Annotated in this window: 9 protein-coding genes; 5 read left to right on the forward strand and 4 right to left on the reverse strand. The window is 70.2% G+C overall.

Going from position 1 to position 18,553, the window contains the following annotated elements:
* Positions 1-624: 624 nt before the first annotated feature.
* The 3 genes from CLV30_RS17365 to CLV30_RS17375 form a co-directional block, all read right to left on the reverse strand.
* The gene (locus CLV30_RS17365; RefSeq protein ID WP_129711098.1) at positions 625-3,771 is read right to left on the reverse strand and encodes a CehA/McbA family metallohydrolase; all 3,147 of its coding nucleotides are present in this window, start codon (positions 3,769-3,771) and stop codon (positions 625-627) included.
* Between the two features lie 168 nt (positions 3,772-3,939).
* Positions 3,940-5,187 carry an MFS transporter gene (locus CLV30_RS17370; protein ID WP_106538484.1) on the reverse strand — a complete coding sequence of 416 codons (1,248 nt, stop codon included), beginning with the start codon at positions 5,185-5,187 and terminating at the stop codon, positions 3,940-3,942.
* Positions 5,188-5,192: 5 nt separating this feature from the next.
* Positions 5,193-6,575, reverse strand: a complete 1,383-nt coding sequence (locus CLV30_RS17375) for an MBL fold metallo-hydrolase (RefSeq protein ID WP_106538485.1) — start codon at positions 6,573-6,575, stop codon at positions 5,193-5,195.
* Positions 6,576-6,735: 160 nt separating this feature from the next.
* Between CLV30_RS17375 and CLV30_RS17380 the strand changes: the two genes are divergently transcribed.
* From CLV30_RS17380 to CLV30_RS17390, 3 genes are read left to right on the forward strand one after another with little or no spacing between them, the layout of a single operon-like run.
* On the forward strand, positions 6,736-7,902 hold the full coding sequence (locus CLV30_RS17380) for a cysteine desulfurase family protein (RefSeq protein ID WP_205741054.1): 1,167 nt from the start codon (positions 6,736-6,738) through the stop codon (positions 7,900-7,902).
* 13 nt (positions 7,903-7,915) lie between these two features.
* On the forward strand, positions 7,916-8,611 hold the full coding sequence (locus CLV30_RS17385) for an ArsR/SmtB family transcription factor (RefSeq protein WP_106538486.1): 696 nt from the start codon (positions 7,916-7,918) through the stop codon (positions 8,609-8,611).
* A gap of 57 nt (positions 8,612-8,668) precedes the next feature.
* The gene (locus CLV30_RS17390) at positions 8,669-9,430 is read left to right on the forward strand and encodes an AAA family ATPase (protein ID WP_106538487.1); all 762 of its coding nucleotides are present in this window, start codon (positions 8,669-8,671) and stop codon (positions 9,428-9,430) included.
* Between the two features lie 1,111 nt (positions 9,431-10,541).
* Here CLV30_RS17390 and CLV30_RS17400 read toward each other — a convergent pair.
* Positions 10,542-14,579 carry a S8 family peptidase gene (locus CLV30_RS17400; protein WP_165358721.1) on the reverse strand — a complete coding sequence of 1,346 codons (4,038 nt, stop codon included), beginning with the start codon at positions 14,577-14,579 and terminating at the stop codon, positions 10,542-10,544.
* 117 nt (positions 14,580-14,696) lie between these two features.
* Between CLV30_RS17400 and CLV30_RS17405 the strand changes: the two genes are divergently transcribed.
* The gene (locus CLV30_RS17405) at positions 14,697-15,692 is read left to right on the forward strand and encodes a helix-turn-helix domain-containing protein (protein ID WP_106538520.1); all 996 of its coding nucleotides are present in this window, start codon (positions 14,697-14,699) and stop codon (positions 15,690-15,692) included.
* A gap of 357 nt (positions 15,693-16,049) precedes the next feature.
* Positions 16,050-18,521 carry a penicillin acylase family protein gene (locus CLV30_RS17410; RefSeq protein WP_165358722.1) on the forward strand — a complete coding sequence of 824 codons (2,472 nt, stop codon included), beginning with the start codon at positions 16,050-16,052 and terminating at the stop codon, positions 18,519-18,521.
* Positions 18,522-18,553: the final 32 nt, after the last annotated feature.

Below are 18,553 nucleotides of genomic sequence, written 5' to 3' on the forward strand. Positions count from 1 at the left end.
GCCGGATCCCGGGTCTGCGCCACGGTCGCGGTCGCGCCCATCAGGTTGTCCGCCGCGGGCGCGTCCGGCACGCTCTGCACGTCGGCGACCACGCTCTGCGCCGCCCAGTTGTTCGCGAGGGTGGCGGTGTGCCCGCGCAGCACCCGACCGAGCACGCGATGGGCGTACCTGGGCGCGGTGACGGTGGGGTTCAGCGCGACGGAGTCACGCAGCACGGTGCCGGTGTAGCCGTACCCGGCGACGCCTCCGGTGTTGCGGGTGGAGGCGCCCACCGCTCCGGCGGCGTAGACCCGCTCCGTCGTCGAGCCGGCGAGGGCCACCCCCACGGTGCCGCCGGCCTCGGTGTCGTAGCTCTGGACCCGGGCGGTGGAGTACGCGTCCCGGAGGACGCCGCCGTTGTCACCGATGATCCCGCCGGCCCGCGACGCCGCGGTGACGAGGCCGCTGGTGTGGACCCGCTCGATGGTTCCGGTGTTGGTGTCGGCGAGGATGCCGCCCCGCGCCGTAGCGGTGGACACGTCGGCGTCGACGATCGCCAGGTCGTGGATGCTGCCGTCGTTGACGCCCACGAGCCCGCCGTTCGTGGTCCGCAGCCCGGTGATGACGTGTCCGGCGCCGTCCAGGTCACCGGTGAAAGGCTGGTCCGCGCCGATCTTGGGGGCGTCCTGGCCGGCCAGGTCGAGGTCGGTGGTGAGGCGGTAGTGCGCGTCCGGGTCGTGCTTCACCTTGCCGAGGTCGTCGGCGGAGTCGATGAGGTACGGGTCGGCGGCATTGCCGCTGCCGCTGAGCCCTTCCTGCAGCACGAGCACCGGCCGCAGTTCCTCGTCCCGCTGCGGGCCGGCCCAGAAGTGCAGCTTCACCGTGTCGTTGGCGGCGACGGGCAACGGGGTGTCGAAGCCGGCCCACTGCTCGGCGCCGCGGTGGTCGAGCTCGACCTCGGTGACGCGCCGGTCGAGAACCTGCTGACCGGTGGCGTCGTAGCTCACCGCCTCGACCGTCACGCCGTCGCCGCTGCCCGGGTGGCTGACCAGCCCGACGCCGGCGAGGCCGCCGTCGGTGATCTCCGCCGTACTGACCGTCCAGTCGCCGTGCGGACGGTCGAGCGTGGTGTCGTCGACGAGCCGGCCGTCGGCCGTGTACGTCGCCAGCGACAGCCGGTCGCCGTTCGCCCGCAGCACGCTGCCCATCTGGGTGTTCTCGTCGTCGACGACGTCGTCCCACGGCTTCTCGGCATTGTCGCCGAAGTGCGGCCCGGCCGAGCCGAGCGTCACGAAGGTGGTCCCCGCCGCGACCTCTTCCGGTGTCCGCGCGAGGCGGCCGTCGACGATCGTGGAGCGCTTGTACACGTTGTCGTGTCCGCCGACGTACAGGTCGATGCCGAGCCGCTGGAACAGGCCGGAGAACCTTCTCGCGTTTCGCGCGCATCCCGGGCCCCTCGGCGCCGGCGCCGCCGAAGAACGACCGGTGGCCCACGACGACGTTCCACGGCTCGTCGGCGGCGCGGATGTCGTCGACCAGCCAGTCCAGCTGGGCGTCGAGGTCGTAGTTCGTGTTCAGCACGGCCACGTGCACGTCGCCGCGGTCGAAGGAGTAATTGCTCTCGCCGATGGGACCGTCGTCGGGCAGCGCGTACATGCTCGAGAAGATGGCGTTCCGGCGCGGCGAGAGGATGTTGTACTCCAGGTCACCGTCGCTCTCCGCGTCGCCGGCGACCGGCGCCACCTGCAGGCCGAGGCCGTCGAGGACGTGGTCGAACGCGTCCGCCCAGTACTCGCGCTGAACCCCCCGTGCGACGAGGTCCCCGGTCTGCACGACGGTGCCGCCGCCGGGTCGCTCCGCACGCAGCCGCGCCAGCATGTCGGGCAGCAGCCGTAGGTCGGCGGGCTCACGGGAGTCCGCCGCCAGGTCGCCCAGCAGGTAGATCGGCCGGTTCCGCTCGCCTCCGGCCAGGAACGAGCCCCGCACGTCGGTCCATGCCGGCTCCCGCGGTCCGGGCGCGGCGCCGTCGACGGCCACCCCGAAGCGGTACTCGTAGCGCGTCCCGTCCCGCAGGCCGGTCAGGTCGAACTCGTGGCTGCGCAGCGGCTGCCCGGTCACGGTGTTCTGGTAGACCTCGCCCGGCTTGCCCACCGTGTTGATCTCGTAGGTGGTGTCGTCGGCCGAGGTGAGCACCGGGGTGCTGCGCCATGTGCGGTGCCCGGCCCGCCGGACCTGCGCGTACACGCGGTCGACGGTGGCGTCGGTCGTGACGCTGAGGCCCGCGGTCCCGGGCTCTTCACCCACCGTGGCGACGCTGCCGAGGTAGCCGAACACGCCGGCCGGGTCCGCGTCGTCCTGGGTCACCGTCAGCCGCAGCATCCGCGACCCGACGTTCCCGGCGCCGTCGGTCGCCTTCATGACGACGAAGTGGTCCGAGTAGCTGCGGACACGGAAGCCCTCGTCGGTGACGGGCACCTGCCCGTTGTCGTCCCACACCTGGTAGCGGACCGTCGGCTGTGCACCGCTGTCGTCCTCGGCGACGACGTCCGGCAGCGCGACCCGGTCGCCGTACGCGACCGCGGACGGCAGGTCCGAGCCGAGCGTGATCGTCGGCGCGTAGTCGGCGCCGCGGGTCGTGCCGCCGACCCATACCGGTGCGGAGACGACGGTGTCGCCGTCGGCCTGGGTCGCGACCACGTAGAAGAAGTCGCCGTCGTCCGCGTCCAGCTCGTGCGTGACGTTCACGTCGCCGCCCGAGACGCCGGGGACCTCGTGCGCGACGGCACCGCCGTTGGTCAGCACCCGCACGGAGGTGAACGACTCCCCGCTGCCCGGGTCGGTCAGCCCGACGTCGAGGGTGACGCTCGAGGTGCCGGAGGCGAGCACCGACCCCATCATCTGCCCGTTGCCGCTGTACGTCAGCACGGTGTCGACGTCCTGGGTGGAGTACATGCTCCGGTCGCGCATCGCCTGGTAGGCGGCGTTCTGGCTCTTCTGCTCCGCCCAGACGCCCGTGGTCGACTCGTTGCCGGTCACCCAGTTGGCGCTGTGCTCGTCGCCGTTCCACACCGGCGCCAGGTGCCAGCCGGCGTCCAGGGCGAGCTGGTACTGCGCCAGGTTGGTGGCGTTCTTCACCTCGATCAGCTGCATCCGCTCGTCCACCTCCCGATCGAGGTGGCCGAAGGCGGCGAAGTTGCCCTTGCCGTCCGGGTCCGGGTGGTTGAACTGTGCGATGGCGTCCGGATCCTGTTTGAGCCGGGCGTAGAACGTCGGCAGATCGTACTTCAGGTCACCCGTGGCGGCGCCGAACGAGAGCGAGTCGCCCTCGCTGCGGGCCGTCGTCAGCCAGTCGGTGTTGAACAGGTTGATGTGACCGGAGTCGTCGTACCAGGTGATCTCCTCGGCCGGGATCGTCACCAGCTCGTCCTGCGCGGCGTTGAACGACGCCGACGCCTCGTGCAGGTGGCGCCACTCGTCGGAGACGGCGTCACGCCAGTCTGTGGTGAAGTCGTCACTGTTGCGCCGGTCGAACAGCACGTCGTGGTCGGAGACGGTGAAGAAGTCGGCGTCGCTGCGCGAGGCCACGTGCTCGAACGCGTCCCGCGGCATCTTGACGCCGTCGCTGATCGAGGTGTGCGCGTGGAACTCCCCGGTGTAGTGGGTCTTGCCGAGGTACGTCGGGCGCTCGTCCGCCGCGGCGGCCGGGCCGGCGGGCAGCGCTGCCAGCGCGGGTGCGGCGACGGCCAGCACCAGTACGGACGCCAGTCGGGAACGTGCGGATCGTGCAGCCATGGATTCGTGCCACTCCTCTACACAGGCGGGGACGATTCGGCGCAATGCAGACGAAAGGCTTCCGGTCGAACGTGACAGCCGACGGGTGCTCCGGGACGACCGGAGGTGAAGCCGTGGTGAACGACGGTGCGCACGCCTGCCGCGCGGCCACGCCTCCGCGCGACAGGGTCAGACGGTCCGTGGTTCGCTGATCCAGCGGGCGGCCAGGAGCCCGGACGCCGCGGTGATGACGGCCGCCGCGACGACGGTGGCCTCGAGCCCGGCGAGATCGGCGAGCAGCCCCGCGACCAGGGCACCCGCGGCGTAACCGACGTCGCGCCAGAAGCGGTACACGCCCAGGGCGTTGGCGCGCCAACTCGGATGTACGTGGTCGCTGACGGACGCGATCAGCGCGGGATAGACCATGGCGGTGCCGATCCCGAGAGCGATGGCGGAGGCGACGCCCGCCAGCAGGGGCCGGGACAGCAGGGCAAACGCGAGGACGAATCCGGTGGCCTGCACGAGCATGCCGGTGACGATGAGCGGCTTGCGGCCGACCCGGTCGGCGAGGTGCCCGGTGGGGATCATGCCGACACCCCACAGCAGCGGGTACAGCCCCTTGATCACACCGACGGCGGTCAGGCCGAGTCCGTACTCGGTGAACAACAACGGAAAGACACCCCACGTCAGCCCGTCGTTCAGGTTGTTCGCCAGTCCGGCCTGGCTGGCGCCGCGCAGACTGCGATCTCGCCAGGACGTACGCGCGAAGGCCTGCGCAACCCCCGGGGCCTCCGACGCTGCGGCCGGCGCGGGATGCCGAGACAATTCGAGGGCGACGTGGTCGCTGGTGTCGCGCGCCACGAGCGAGAGCGCGAGCCCAGCGACCACGAAGACGACCCCGATCAGTTCGGGCGCGGGACGCAGCCCGTACGCGGCGGCGAGATAACCGGTGCCCAGCGCGGTCGCGCCGACCGCGACGTAACCGGCGGCCTCGTTCAGCCCTGTGGCCAGGCCACGCCGGGCGGGCCCGACCAGGTCGATCTTCATGTTCACCGTCATCGACCAGGTCAGGCCCTGATTGATGCCCAGCAGCACGTTCGCGGCGACGATCCAGCTCCAGCCGGGCGCCCACGCCAGTGCGAACGGCACGGGCACGCCGATCAGCCAGCCTGCCACCAATAGTTGCTTCCGGCGGAACCGTGCGGTCAGCGCGCCTGCGACGAGATTGGTCATCGCCTTCGTGACGCCGAAGGCGATGATGAACGAGAATCCGGCCAGGTTGCTGGTGAGACCGAAGACGTCAGTGCCGATCAGTGGGACGGTGGTGCGTTCCAGCCCGACCAGGGCGCCGACACAGACGTTGACGACGATCAGCAGCGTGAACTGCGGCCAGTTCTCTTTCAACCCCAGCCGCACCGGTCGGGACGCGGCCGACATTGGACTCACCGGCGGGTTGTCCGCTCGGTGTCGTGCGCCAGCGCCCGCCCGTGCGTGGCGGCCCAGTCGTCGGGTCCGCCGTCGAGAACCGCGAGATCTGTGTGCCCTGCTCGTTGCAGCAGACTGGCGGCGGTCATGGCGCGTTCGCCGTGTCCGCACGCCACGACCGCGTCGCGTGGGACGTCGTCGGCATGTTCGGCCAGGTCGCCGAGCTCGATGTGGGCGGCGGCCGGAATGTGGCCCGCGGCGTGTTCGGCGTCCTGTCGTACGTCGAGTACCGGTCGCCCGCCGACGCGCTCGGCGGACAGCAACTCGATGTGCTGCTGATCGCCACCTGCGGCCGTCCATGCGGGCATACCCCCGGCCAGGTGTCCGGCCAGGCGCTCGTATCCGATCTTCCACGCCTGCCAGACGATCTCCGTGACGTCCTGGTCCGCGCCGGTGACGAACACCAGCGGCGAGGTGTCCGGGAGCAGCCAGCCCAGCCAGGTCGCGAACTGGGCACGCAGCGGGATGGAGATCGCGCCGGGAACGTGCCCGGCAGCGAAATCCGCGACCGGCCGGACGTCGACGACGTGGCCGCCCTCGACCCGCACCCCCTCGATCTCGTCGACCGTGAGCGCGGGCAGAACCGCCGCCACGGTCAGGACCGCGGGACCACGCCGGTTGACTTCGGTCAGCCGGTCGAAATATGCCGGGTAACTGCCGAGGCCGCCGAGCAGACGGGCGACGAAAGCGTCCTCGTCCGCCTCGGCCAGGAGCGGGTTGGCCTGCTTCTGCGCGCCGATGGTGGACGTCCGTTCGCGACCGGCGGGCGCCGAGCAGAACGAGCCCGCCCCGTGGGTGGGCCAGACCGCGGCCTCGTCCGGCAGCGTGGCCAGCCGGCGCAGGGAGCGGTACTGCGCACGCGCCAGTTCTTCGGCCCGGTCCGCGCCGAGGAGGTCGGTGCGTGCGGCCGAGTCGACGATCAGCGACCCACCGGTGAACACGCCCAGTTCACGCACCCCGTCCAGCAGCAGGAACGACAGGTGCTCATCCGTGTGCCCGGGTGTGGCCAGCGCGCGCAGTGTCAGTCCGCCCAGGTCCGCCTCGTCGGCGTCGGCGAGCGCGACGTGCGGGAACGCTCGCCGTCCCGCGGCCGAGGCGAGCACCGTGGCGCCGTCGTCGTGACCGAGCTGCACGGCTCCGGACAGGAAATCGGCGTGCAGGTGGGTGTCGGCGGCGAACCGGAGCGTCAAACCGCGCCGTTCGGCGGCGGCGCGCAAGGCACGGAGGTCGCGGCTGGCATCGACGGCGAGCGCGCTGCCGTCGCCGAGGTCCACGAGATAGGCGCTGTTACCCAGCCCTTCGTCCACCAGCGGGATCAGGTGTTCGTCAGTGAAACCCATCGTGGTCCTCCGAGACTCGTCGCCTCGCGGTGCCGTCCGCGCGACCGCAACTCATTACAATATTCCATGGATATATGGATTATGCTAGTCGCGAGGATGCTGTTTTCCTCTCGAGCCGACCGACCCGCCGGGCGCACCCGGTGATCGAAGGAGCAGACACGTGAACACCGCCGAACATCCGGCGCTGGCAGACGGGCCCGTCTACCTGGACTACAACGCGACCACGCCCGTCGACCCCCGCGTCGTCGACGCGATGTCCCCGTATCTGACGCGGTACTTCGGCAACCCCTCGAGCGACCATGCGTACGGCGCGCCGCCGGGGGACGCCCTCGACATCGCGCGCGCACAGGTCGGCGCACTGATCGGCGCCGACGCCGGCACGATCGTGTTCACCGGCTCCGGATCGGAGGCCGACCAGCTCGCGATCCGCGGCGTCGTCCTCGGCGCCGATGTGCGACGGCCGCACGTGATCACTCAGGTCACCGAGCATCCGGCGGTACTCGAGACCTGCCGGTCCCTCGAGCGCCTGCACGGTGTGCGCGTGACGTACCTGCCGGTCGACACCGACGGTGTCGTCGACCCCTCGCAGCTGGCGGCGGCCCTGACCGACGACACCGTGCTGGTCACGGTGATGGCCGCCAACAACGAGACCGGCACGCTGCAGCCTGTCCCACAGATCGCCCACATCACCCACGCGCACGGCGCCCTCCTGCACTGCGATGCGGCACAGGCGGCCGGGAAGATCCCGGTCGACGTCGCCGAACTCGGCGCGGACCTGCTGACGGTCGTGGGCCACAAGATGTACGCACCGAAGGGCATCGCCGCGCTCCACGTTGGCGACGGCGTTCGACTCGAACCGGTCATCTACGGCGGCGGGCAGGAGAACGGACGGCGCGGGGGCACCGAGAACGTGGCGCTCGCCGCCGGGCTGGGGACCGCGGCCCGGCTCGCCGCCGACGAGCTCGGCGACAGTGACGAGCGCATCGACGCGCTGCGTGACCAGTTACTCATGGATCTCTCGCAGCGGTTGCCCGGCCGGGTCACGGCGAACGCAGCGGGCGCGGCACGGCTGCCCAACACGCTGAGCGTCAGCGTCGAGGGCACCCGCGGGCACCAGCTGCTCGCCGCCGTGCCCGAAATCGCGGCGTCGACCGGTTCGGCCTGTCACAGCGGGCAGCATTCGCCGTCGCCCGTGCTGGCCGCGATGGGCCTGGAACCCACGCGCGCCCTGGCCACGATACGACTGTCGCTGGGCCGCTGGAGCACACCGAAAGACGTCGACACGGCAGCAGCACTGATCGCACGTGCCGCCGCCGTCAGCAGATGATGAGGAGAAAACCATGGGTGACCGCGCCGCGAAGACGGAACTGTTCGAGCAGTTCGCCCGCGTGGGCAAGGCTCTGGGCAGCGGGAAACGTCTCGAGCTCCTCGACCTGCTTGCGCAGGGCGAGCGCACGGTGGAGACACTCGCCAAGACAGCCGATCTCGGTGTGACCACGACGTCGGCGCACCTGCAGACACTCAAGCAGGCGAACCTGGTCAGCACCCGCCGCGAGGGCGCCAAGGTTCACTACCGGCTCGCAGGTGCCGACGTCGCCGCGCTGTACGCCCTCGTGCGCACCGTGGCCAACGAGCACCTGGCCGACGTCGAAGCGGCCCGCGCCACCTACCTGGGCCCGGGCACCGAGGAGGTCACCCGGGCCGAACTGGTCCGTCGTGCCGAGACCGACGACGTCGTCGTGCTCGACGTCCGGCCGCGCGAAGAGTACGAGGCGGGCCACATCCCGGGCGCGATGTCCGTCCCGGTCGAGGAGCTCGCGGGCCGCCTCGCCGACATCCCCTCCGACCAGGAGATCGTCGCGTACTGTCGCGGCGCCTACTGCGTCCTCGCCCACGACGCCGTCCGCCTGCTCACCTCGCACGGCCGCCGGGCCCGCCGGCTGTCCGACGGCATGCTCGAATGGCGGCTGGCGGATCTTCCCGTGGCCACCGCTCCAGCAGCGGAGGGCGGCACACGTCAGGCAATCGAGGACTGACCCGCCCACCAGCATCTCCGTAGTCCTGCAGGCGGCCACCCGTGCGACGATCGCATCGTGAACGCAGGTCCCTTCGTGCGTGAGATCCGCTTGGATTCGGTGCCGGAGCCGGGCGTGTACCCGTACACGTTGCCGGTGGTACAGGGGCTGGCGCGACACGGTGGGCTGGAGTTGCCGTCGCCGGTGACGTTTCTGGTCGGTGACAACGGCACCGGCAAGTCGACGCTCGTCGAGGCGATGGCGGTGGCGGCGGGCTTCAACGCCGAGGGCGGCAGCCAGTCGTTCGGGTTCTCCACCCGAGCGAGCGAGTCCAGCCTGGGTGAGCATCTGGTGTTGTCTCGCGTGGCCGGCAACCGGCCGCGGACCGGGTACTTCCTGCGGGCGGAGTCGTTCTACAACGTCGCGACCGAGATCGAGCGCCTCGACCAGGATCCGGGGTCGCCGCCGCTGCTGCCGGCCTACGGCGGGGTGTCCCCGCACGAGCGCTCACACGGGGAGTCGTTCCTGGACCTGGTGGTGCACCGGTTCGGGCCGAAGGGCCTGTACCTGCTGGACGAGCCGGAGGCGGCGCTGTCCGTGCACGGCTGTCTCGCGGCGCTGTCCCGGATCCGTGAGCTGGTGCAGGCAGGGTCGCAGTTCGTCATCGCGACGCACTCGCCGATCCTGCTGGCCTGCCCGGACGCGACGATCGTGCAGATCGACACCAGCGGCGAGATCGAAACGGTCGAGTACGACGACGCCGAGCCGGTCGCGCTGACCCGGGCCTTCCTGGCCGACCCGCAGCGGTATCTGTACTACTTGTTCGCCGACGACGCATGACCAGCGACGGCGGAACGGACGGTGTCGACGTGCGCCAGGACGATCGTCCGGGCAGGCTCCGAGTCGAGGTCGCCGCGGGCGAGCATCCGCGCGGCCACATAGAGCTGACACAGCAGACCGTCGCGCCTCGGTGGTCATCACCCCGTGTGTGCAACGGGGTCCCGAATCGGCGTAGCAGTGTGTGCAGGCCAGTTGGCACTTTCCCGTGATCTAGAGCCCAACGAACGACACCGAGACGATGCTTCCCAGGGTCGGAACGAATGATCATTTCAGGCTCTGCGTCCTCATCCGCGGGTGGTGGGTTGCGCGTCGACGTGCACGAGCGCCGCTCCGGCTGCGGGGGCTTGTCGAAAGGGCCAGCGACCCGGAGAGTGGACAACTGTTTGCGAAGCGCCGGCGTGTGGGGTGCTGTCGCTTCCGTGGGCTCGTCGGGCGGATGCGCCCAGGGCTCGCTGATACTGTTCTGAGCGTCCCATGTGTGAAAAACGGACGCACCAACCGCCGAAACGGGCCCGCATCCGTCCGTTTTTCGCGCATGGAGCCGGATTCTCGAGCACGAGCCACCACCACAGCCCTCGAGCCACGTCCCCCGGCACGAAGGGCACGACAGCCCAGATCCACTCACCTGAGCCGTTGGCCGCATATCAGCCCAGCCAGGACAAGTAAACACACCGATCACCTGATACTGCCCACGCGGGCTCACCAGCCAGCGGCGTAGCCAGGCAGTGCGCGTCGCCGTCCGTGCCGTGCGCGGGCCTTCCTACGTGAGGCGCGGAGAGCGTTTCGCGGGTAGTTTCGTGAGTCTCGTCGGCAGGTGTAGCACCATGGAAGACGCGTGTTACACCGGTCGCATGCCAACCACCCGTCCCCGTCATTTCGTGACGGAGACCGACGATCTCTCTGCGGTCCTGGATGCGGCGACGACTCCGTGGCCGGGGTATGCCACCTATTACCTCGATCGGCTGCACGAGGAGTGGCCGGCGTGATCGTACTGGCCGCCACCGCACGCCACGTCGTAGCCATAAGCCGCTGACGCGGAAGACGCGCGTGTGAGCCCGGGCCCCCTGCGGAAGGGCCCGGGCTCACTGTCCCGCCGCTGTGCTGCTACGGCTCAGCGGCCGGACAGCCCGTAGGCGTCGATGATCTCCTGCTCGACGGTGTTGCCGGCGCGGTCCTCGGCCTCGATGCGGAGTGAGACGGTGCCGGCCGTGTTCTCCGGCCCTTTCCGGGGCAGGTGCGCGACGAATCGCCCGTCCTCCACCTCACGCAGGTTGCGGACCCTGCTCCAGCTTTCCCCGCTGTCGTAGGAGACCTCCAGCGACGCCGTGCTGCGGATCGGCAGATCTGGTGCTCCGGCCTGGTGGCCCACCGTGAACTCGAGGGCGTGCGGGCCGGTGCTGCCCTCCGGTGCCGGCACGCGGTTGTGCAGGTCCACGTCGACGTCGTAGTCGACGGTGAGCAGCGGCTCGACGCGTACCTGCCCGTCGGCCGGGGTGGAGGACGTGAACGTCCACACGGACCTGGTCCGCGGCGACAGCTTCGCCCACGACGCGGCGTTCTGGACGTCGTACTCGAGTCGGAAGTTCTCGGCATCCGGCGGAACGGCGGCGATGCCGTCCGTCGCTCCCGAGGTTTCGATGACCTTCTGGTCGTCGGCGTACACCCGGAACCGGGTGGTGAACCCTGGTGGCCCGTGCTCCGGGGTGGTGGAGGCACCGGCGACGTGGCCGTCGCCGTCGGTGACGGCAGCAAAGTTGAAGCTCATCTCGTCCCCGGAACGCCGCACCGGGTCCTCCGACCACAGGCCGGGCCGTAGTGGAGCGTTGAACCAGGACTGCTGCACGCGCTCGCCTGGCTGGAACGACCGCTGCTCGCCCCGGAGGATGATCTCCGGCTCCGGCCACCGCACCGACTCGGGCGTGGTGACAGTACGCAGGTACTCGGTTTCGGAGCTGGGCACGTAGTAGTCGGTCCGGGTCTGCGCACCGCCGCGGGTGGGGAACCCGAAGCTCAGCGAGAAGTCCTCCCACGGCTGCAGCGCGAACCAGGTCTCGGTGAAGGTGAATTCTTCGCCGAGCTGGCTGTGGAAGCTGTTCTCCACCGCGGCCAGCTCGTCGGTGTCGGCGACGTAGTGCAGGTCCTGTGGGATCCGCCCCTTCTCGGTGTAGGTCAGGTTGTACTGGTACGGGCTGACCGGCTGACCGACGGCCTCGACCGTGACCTGCTGCTTCTGCAGCAGGTCCAGCAGGCCGGTGCCCTCCGCGTGCGACAGCCGGACCGTGGGCACCTGCAAGTCCCCGGGCACGCCCGGGTCCGCGTTGGAGCCGGGCACGTCGTTGTAGATCGCGACCATCGCGGCGCCGGCCTCGGCCGCGTTGCCGGACTGCTCGGGCACCGGGACGGCATCCGAGCGGCGGACCAGCGCCAACGCTCCGTCGAGGTCCAGACCGTCGATCTCGTCCGCGGTCGCCGTCCCCGCGTCGACCACCGGCAGCTCGTGGGTACCGTCCAGCATCGGGTACTGCCGGGAGTTGTCGCTGAACCAGGCACGGTCGTAGTACATCGGGTTGAGCGGCACGCTGTCCGAGCCGGCGACGTCGAACGTGATCGCCGGGGCCGCCAGCCCCCATTGCGTGTAGGCCGCGAGCTGTCCTTGGGTGACCTGCTCGGTGGGCTGCACGAACAGCCGTTCCTGCAGCTGGGTCCGGGGATTGATCAGCAGGCCGTCCCCGATGGCCGGCCCGTTCTCGGGCGTCCTGGTGAGGCTGAGATACCGGGCGGCGCCGTCGTTGCGCTTCGTCTCGTGGTCGGGCGTCTCGATCTCCACCTCGACGGCGTCGCGGGCGTCCAAGGTCAGCGTGGTGTCGCTGTCGATGGTGACCTCGGGCTCGCTGACCAGCGAGGTGTTCAGGTAGTCGGCCAACGGCCCGGGTACCTGACCGGCCGGTGCCCACTGCGGCAGTGTGGCGATCAGGCCGCTGATCGAGTAGGTGCCCGGTGGCACCCGGATGCAGTTGGTCCTCGCCCGCTGCTCGGTGGTGCAGGTGGTCTCGTTGTCCTTGCCCCAGGCGCGCTTGGCGGCGACGCTGCCGTCCACCACGTCGAGCACGCTGAAGCGGCCGTACGCCTCGCGACCGTCGCGGGCGATGCCCTTGACGTGCAGGTCGTAGCGCTCCGGCTCCTTGTAGTAGCCAACCGGCGTGCGCAGGGAGTCTCCGTCGGCGGTCCGTGCGACGAGCGCGCCACCGAACTGGCCGAAGCCGGGCAGGGTGGTGTCGAGCGTGAGCGTGGCGGTGGCGGATCCACCCGCCGGCACGGTGAGGGTCCGCTCGGACAGGGTGAGCGCGCCCTCCGGGGCAGGTTCGCCGTCGCCGTTCTCGACGTCGATCGCCAGCTCGACCGTGCGGGCCTCGTCGCCCGGGTTGGTGTAGGTGATGGTCCGCTCGACCGGATCGCGCTGCGCGTGCGGGTAACGGAAGTTCCCGAGGCTGACCGAGGTGGGAGCGGTCAGCAGTGGGGCGGTGAGCGCGGCGGCGACGTCGACCTCGCCGGCTCCCTCGGCGTAGATCGACAGGTCGTCGCTGGGCGACGCCGTGCTCATCAGCCGTGACTTGAGCTGTGTCGCCTCCAGGCCGGGATGCGCCTGCGCGACCAGGGCGGCCGCGCCGGCCACGTGCGGGGACGCCATCGAGGTTCCGGACGCGGCCGTGTAGTGCTCGTTGATCGGCCCGTCCTCCGGCTGGGAGCACACGAACTCGCACAGCGCGGTACCGTCCGCGCGAGCTGCGCCGATGTGCACGCCGGGCGCGGTGACGTCGGGCTTGAGCGCGCGGTCACCGGCGCGGGGTCCGCGGCTGGAGAACTCGGCGATGTCGCCGTCCTTGTCGACAGCGCCGACCGTCAGCGCGCGGTCGGCGGTGGCCGGGGTGGTGACGGTGCTGTCGCTCGGGCCGTCGTTGCCGGCGGCGACCACGAACAGCGTGCCGTACTGCTCGGTCAGCGCGTCGACGGCGACGCTGCCGGGGTCGGTCCCGTCGGTGTACCCGCCGCGGATGCCGATGCTCATGTTCACGATGTCGGCGCCCTGCTTGGCGGCCCACTCCATCCCGTCGATCATCTGGCTGGTCGAACCGGTGCCGGCGTCGTTGAGCACCTTTCCGTTCAGCAGATCCGCCCCGGGGGCGACGCCGGTGTAGCGCCCGTCCGACGCTGCGCCGGACCCGGCGACGGTGGAGGCCACGTGGGTGCCGTGCCCGCGCCGGTCGTCGGCGGTGTCGGAGTCGGTGAAGTTCCGGGACGCGACCACGTTCTCGGCCAGGTCCGGGTGGTCGGTGTCGATGCCGGTGTCGAGCACGGCGACCGTGACACCGGAGCCGTCGTAACCCTGCTCCCAGGCCGACGGCGCGCCGACCTGCGCTGTGCTCTCGTCCAGAGCGGGCTCGATCCGGCGGTCCAGCCAGATCTTGTCGAGGCCGGCGTACGGACCCGAGGACAGAGTGCGCGCCTTCGGGCGGTCGGCGAGCCGGTGCAGCGCCCGCCTGATCGCGGCGGTGTCGTCCTCCTTGTCGATGTGCAGGCCGAGCCCGTTCACGCTCTCCAGCTGCCGGACGTCACCGCTGCCCGGCGCGGCCTGTGTGCGCAGCCGGGCCCGGGAGCGGTAGGTGACGATCACCTCGAGGTCATCGCTCTGCGTGTCGGTATGGCCGTTCTCGATCAGTCCGCTGACGTTGAACAACGCGGGGTCCAGCCGGCGCGGGACCAGGTCCGCGACATCCTGCGGTATGACGTAGAGGTCGTCACCGCGCCGGTGGGTCCAGAAGCCCGGGCTCGATCCGTCCGGCCGTGGCGCCGGCGAGACCTCGGCGCGCTGCCGGCCGTCGGCGTCGACGGTGACGTGCACGGTGTCGCCTGTGACGAGGGTGAGGTCGTAACTGCCTGCCTCGGTTTCGGTAGCGGCGCTCGCTTCGGTCGTGTCGGCCGTGCGCGGTTCTCTCGACTCGGTGCCGGTGTCCGGCGCGGTGGTCGGTGCCGCGGACGCGCCGGCCGCACTGAGCCCCGCTACCGGGAGCAGGAGCGCCAGCAGTCCGGCGGTCGCGCGTGCCGGGCGCGGGCCGGAACGTCTGGGGGTGCGATGGAATAGCGGCGGCATGGGCTCTCCTCCGGGAGGGGCAAGATCGTCCGTTCTTACCGCGCGCTCTGTACGGCAGTAAATGCCCATACGGTGGCGTAAGTTCGACATGTCGAGAGTTGGCCAGAGGTGGTGGAGATGTCGGAGACCGAGAAAGGGCTGCTGGCAGGGCTCGGCGTGTCGGCCGCGGAGGAGGCGGCCTACCGGGCGCTGCTGCGGCACGGCCCGTTGCCGCTGTCGAAGCTCGCGGAGCCGGCCGGACTCTCGACGGACGCGCTGCGCCGGCTGGTGCCGAGCCTGGAACAGCTGGGTCTGGTCAGCCGGCTCGCCGGCCGGCCGCTACGGCTGACGGCCACGCCGCCGACCGTGGCCATCGACGCGCTCGCGGCGCGACGCCAGGACGAGCTGGCGTCCAGCCGTGCGGCGGCGACGGTGCTGGCCGCCGAAGAGACCTGGAGCCCGGACGGTGAGCCGGAGCAGCTGATCGAGATCGTCAACGGGCCCGACGCCGTGGCGCGGCGCTACTACCAACTGCACGAGATGGCGCAGCACGAGGTGCTGGGGCTGATCAAGCCGCCGTTCGCGATCGACACCGGCCAGCCGAACCTCGCCCAGGAGGCAGGGATGCGGCGCGGCGTCCGCGCGCGGAGCATCTACGGGCCGAGCGCTTTCGAGGACCCGGCCATCCTCATGCACGTCAAACGGTGCGTCGCCGCCGGCGAACAGGCGCGTATCGGCGAAGTGCCGATCAAGCTGGCGATCGCCGACGCCAAGGTGGCCATCCTGCCGCTCACGTCCAAACCGGTGACGGTCGAGAGCGCCCTGGTGGTCCAAGCCAGTGCGTTGCTCGACGCCCTGGTGTCGCTGTTCGAGGCGCTGTGGCGCACCGCCGCTCCGCTGGAGCTGTCCGAGTCCGGCACCGCGGCCACGTCCGGCTCCACGTTGGACCTCGACGTCGTGGCGCTGCTGGCGAGCGGGATGCAGGACGAGGCGGTCGCCCGCCAGCTCGGGGTCAGCGCCCGCACGCTGCAGCGCCGGCTGCAGACGATGTTCGACCAGCTCGGAGGACGCACGCGGTTCCAGGCCGGGTTCCGCGCCGGGCTGCGGGCGGCCGGCGACGTCGGCAGGGACTGACGCGGTCTCAACGGTGCCGGACGCCGCCGAGCTGCACCGTGATTGAAGTCACCGGCATTCGTGGTGTGCCCGGATCGCGCCGGACCGCTTCGTCTTCCAGGGTGCTTTGTCTTCCGGGGTGACATGAATGGCAACCGTTGACCGCTGTGTCACCGTCTCCGAATCCATAGCCGAACCCGTGCATCAACATCGCATCAACGAACCGTCCGCCTGCCCGGGCGTCACCTGCGATCTCTGATAGCCAGGTCGGTGATTCCTTCCAGTCCGCCCGTGCCGCTCACGCGGCCCGCCAACGAAGGGACAGCGACGATGATCCATCGGACGAGAGCGCGCGCCGCCCTAGCTCTGGGTACGGCCGTGATCGCGACGGTAGCGGTGGCTCAGGGCGCCGGCACCGCCGCGACGCAGGAGCGGCCGGACGACGTGTACACGGTCGAAGGGCTGTCGGAGCCGGTCGACATCCTGGTCGACGACTACGGCGTGCCGCACATCTACGCCGGTGAGCATTACGACTCGTTCTTCGCGCAGGGGTTCAACGCGGCGCGGGACAGGCTGTGGCAGATCGATCTGTGGCGCCGCAAGGGTCTCGGGCAGCTCTCCGAGGTGTTCGGCCCGGCGTACGTCGAGCAGGATCGCGCCAATCGGATGTTCTCCTACCGGGACGACATGTACTGGGAATGGCTGTCCTACGGCAACGACGCGAAGGAGATCGCCGAGTCCTACACGGCAGGCATCAACGCCTACGTCAAGCTCACCCGGAAGAACCAGGAGCTCATGCCATGGGAGTTCGAGTTCCTTCGCTACGAGCCCGAACTCTGGAAGCCGGAGGACGTCGTCCGGCTCCGGTCGCACGCCCTCGTCGGAAACCTCCGGTCCGAGGTCGAACGCGCCTACGTCGCCCGTGACCTCGGGCTGCAGTACGAAGACATCCGGGAGCCGCTCGATGCCGGCTGGAAAACCCAGGTGCCGGATGGTCTCGATCTCGAAAGCTTCCCCGAGGATCCCGACGAACTCCTGCGCACCTACGACCTCGCCACCCAGGGCGTCGACTTCGACCAGGCGGAGCTGGAGTCGCTCGGCGGATTCGGCGAGGCGACCGTGAACGGGCGGACAGTCGAGCCGGCGCCGCCAGGCAGCCGCAAGGCCGGGGACCAGATCGGGCAACTGCCGGACAACCCGGACGACCTCGATCCCGGCTCCAACACGTTCGCCGTCTCTCCCGAGCGCACCAAGACCGACGGGGCACTGATCGCCAGTGATCCGCACCGGGGGCAGTCGGTTCCCTCGCTTCGCTACATCGCACATCTCAACGCGCCGGGCATCGACGTGATCGGCGCCGGCGAACCGGGCCTGCCCGGCCTCTCGCTCGGCCACAACCAGGACATCGCCTTCGGGTTGACCATCTACGACATCGACCAGGAAGACCTGTACGTCTACGAGACGCGCCCCGGCAAGCCGAACCAGTACCGCTACAAGGGCCGCTGGGAACCGATGCGGGTGAAGACCGAGGAGATCCCGGTTCGCGGCGGCGGGACCGAGACGGTCGAGATGAGGTTCACCCGCCACGGGCCGGTCATCTATCAGGACCCGAAGAGCAAGGTCGCCTTCGGAGTACGCACGGTATGGACCGAACCGGGTACCGCCGCGTACTTCGGCAGCATCGAGTACATGCGCGAAGGCGACTGGCGAGGCTTCCACACGTCGCTGAACCGGTGGGGAACGCCCGGCGAGAACCAGCAGTACGCCGACGTCGAGGGCAACATCGGATGGAAGCCGGCCGGCCGCACCCCGATCCGCCCGAACTGGGACGGCCTGCTGCCCGTGCCCGGCGACGGCAGCTACGAGTGGGACGGCTACTACGACATGGACCAGCTGCCGGTCAGCTTCAACCCCGAACGCGGGTGGTTGCAGACCAACAACGAGTCCAGGCTGTTCGACGACCACGAGACCGGTCCGCTGCCCGAGTACGTCAACCGCAAGATCGGGTTCGAGGCGTCCGACCCCTGGCGCGCGATACGCACGCGTGAGGTTCTCGGCGAGATGGACGACGCCACCCAGGAGTCGATGCTGGCGCTGCAGACGGACCACGTCTCCGTCCCGGGCAGGCTGATCACCGACGAGCTCGACGAGGTCACCTCCGACGATCCCGGCGTCCGGCAGGCGCTCGACCTGCTCCGCGGCTGGGACCACGACATGAACGCCGACTCCGGCGCGGCCGCGGTGTTCGACGTCTGGACGGACATCCACGGCGCACCCGGCACAGGGGACGGCTTCCTCGGGAAGGCGCTGCTCGAGGCGGCCGTCGACGACCCGGCCGTGGTGGAGCAGATCGGGGCGGTGGCCGACACCACGGCCGTGGACATGATCCGGAACCCGGAGAAGTGGTTCGACGGCGACGCCGTCGCGGTGCGGGACGCGGCGATCACCTCGAGTCTCGCGGCTGCCGCGCGGAAGCTGACCGAAGACCAGGGGTCCGACCCGGACCGCTGGCGATACGGCCACTACAACCAGCTGGAGTTGATCCATCCGCTGTCCGCGCTGGTGGACCCGCAGACCCGGGAGGCGATCGACATCGAGCCCATGGAGAAGGAACCGGTGAACAACACCGTCGGTGACGCCGGGGCGTCGTGGCGCTACATCGCCGAGCCGGGCAACTGGGACGATGCCCAGGCGATGACCAACCCCGGCCAGTCCGGCGACCCGGAGAGCCAGTTCTACGAGAACCTGTTCGTCCCGTGGGCGAACGGCGAGACCTTCCCGCTGTACTACAGCCGGGAGGAGGTCGAGAAGAACACGGCGCTGACCATCCGGCTCGAACCCGCCGGCTGATCCGCCGGCACGCATCGGCTACCGCTTCGTGG

This window comes from Haloactinopolyspora alba (assembly GCF_003014555.1).
Classification (GTDB): domain Bacteria; phylum Actinomycetota; class Actinomycetes; order Jiangellales; family Jiangellaceae; genus Haloactinopolyspora; species Haloactinopolyspora alba.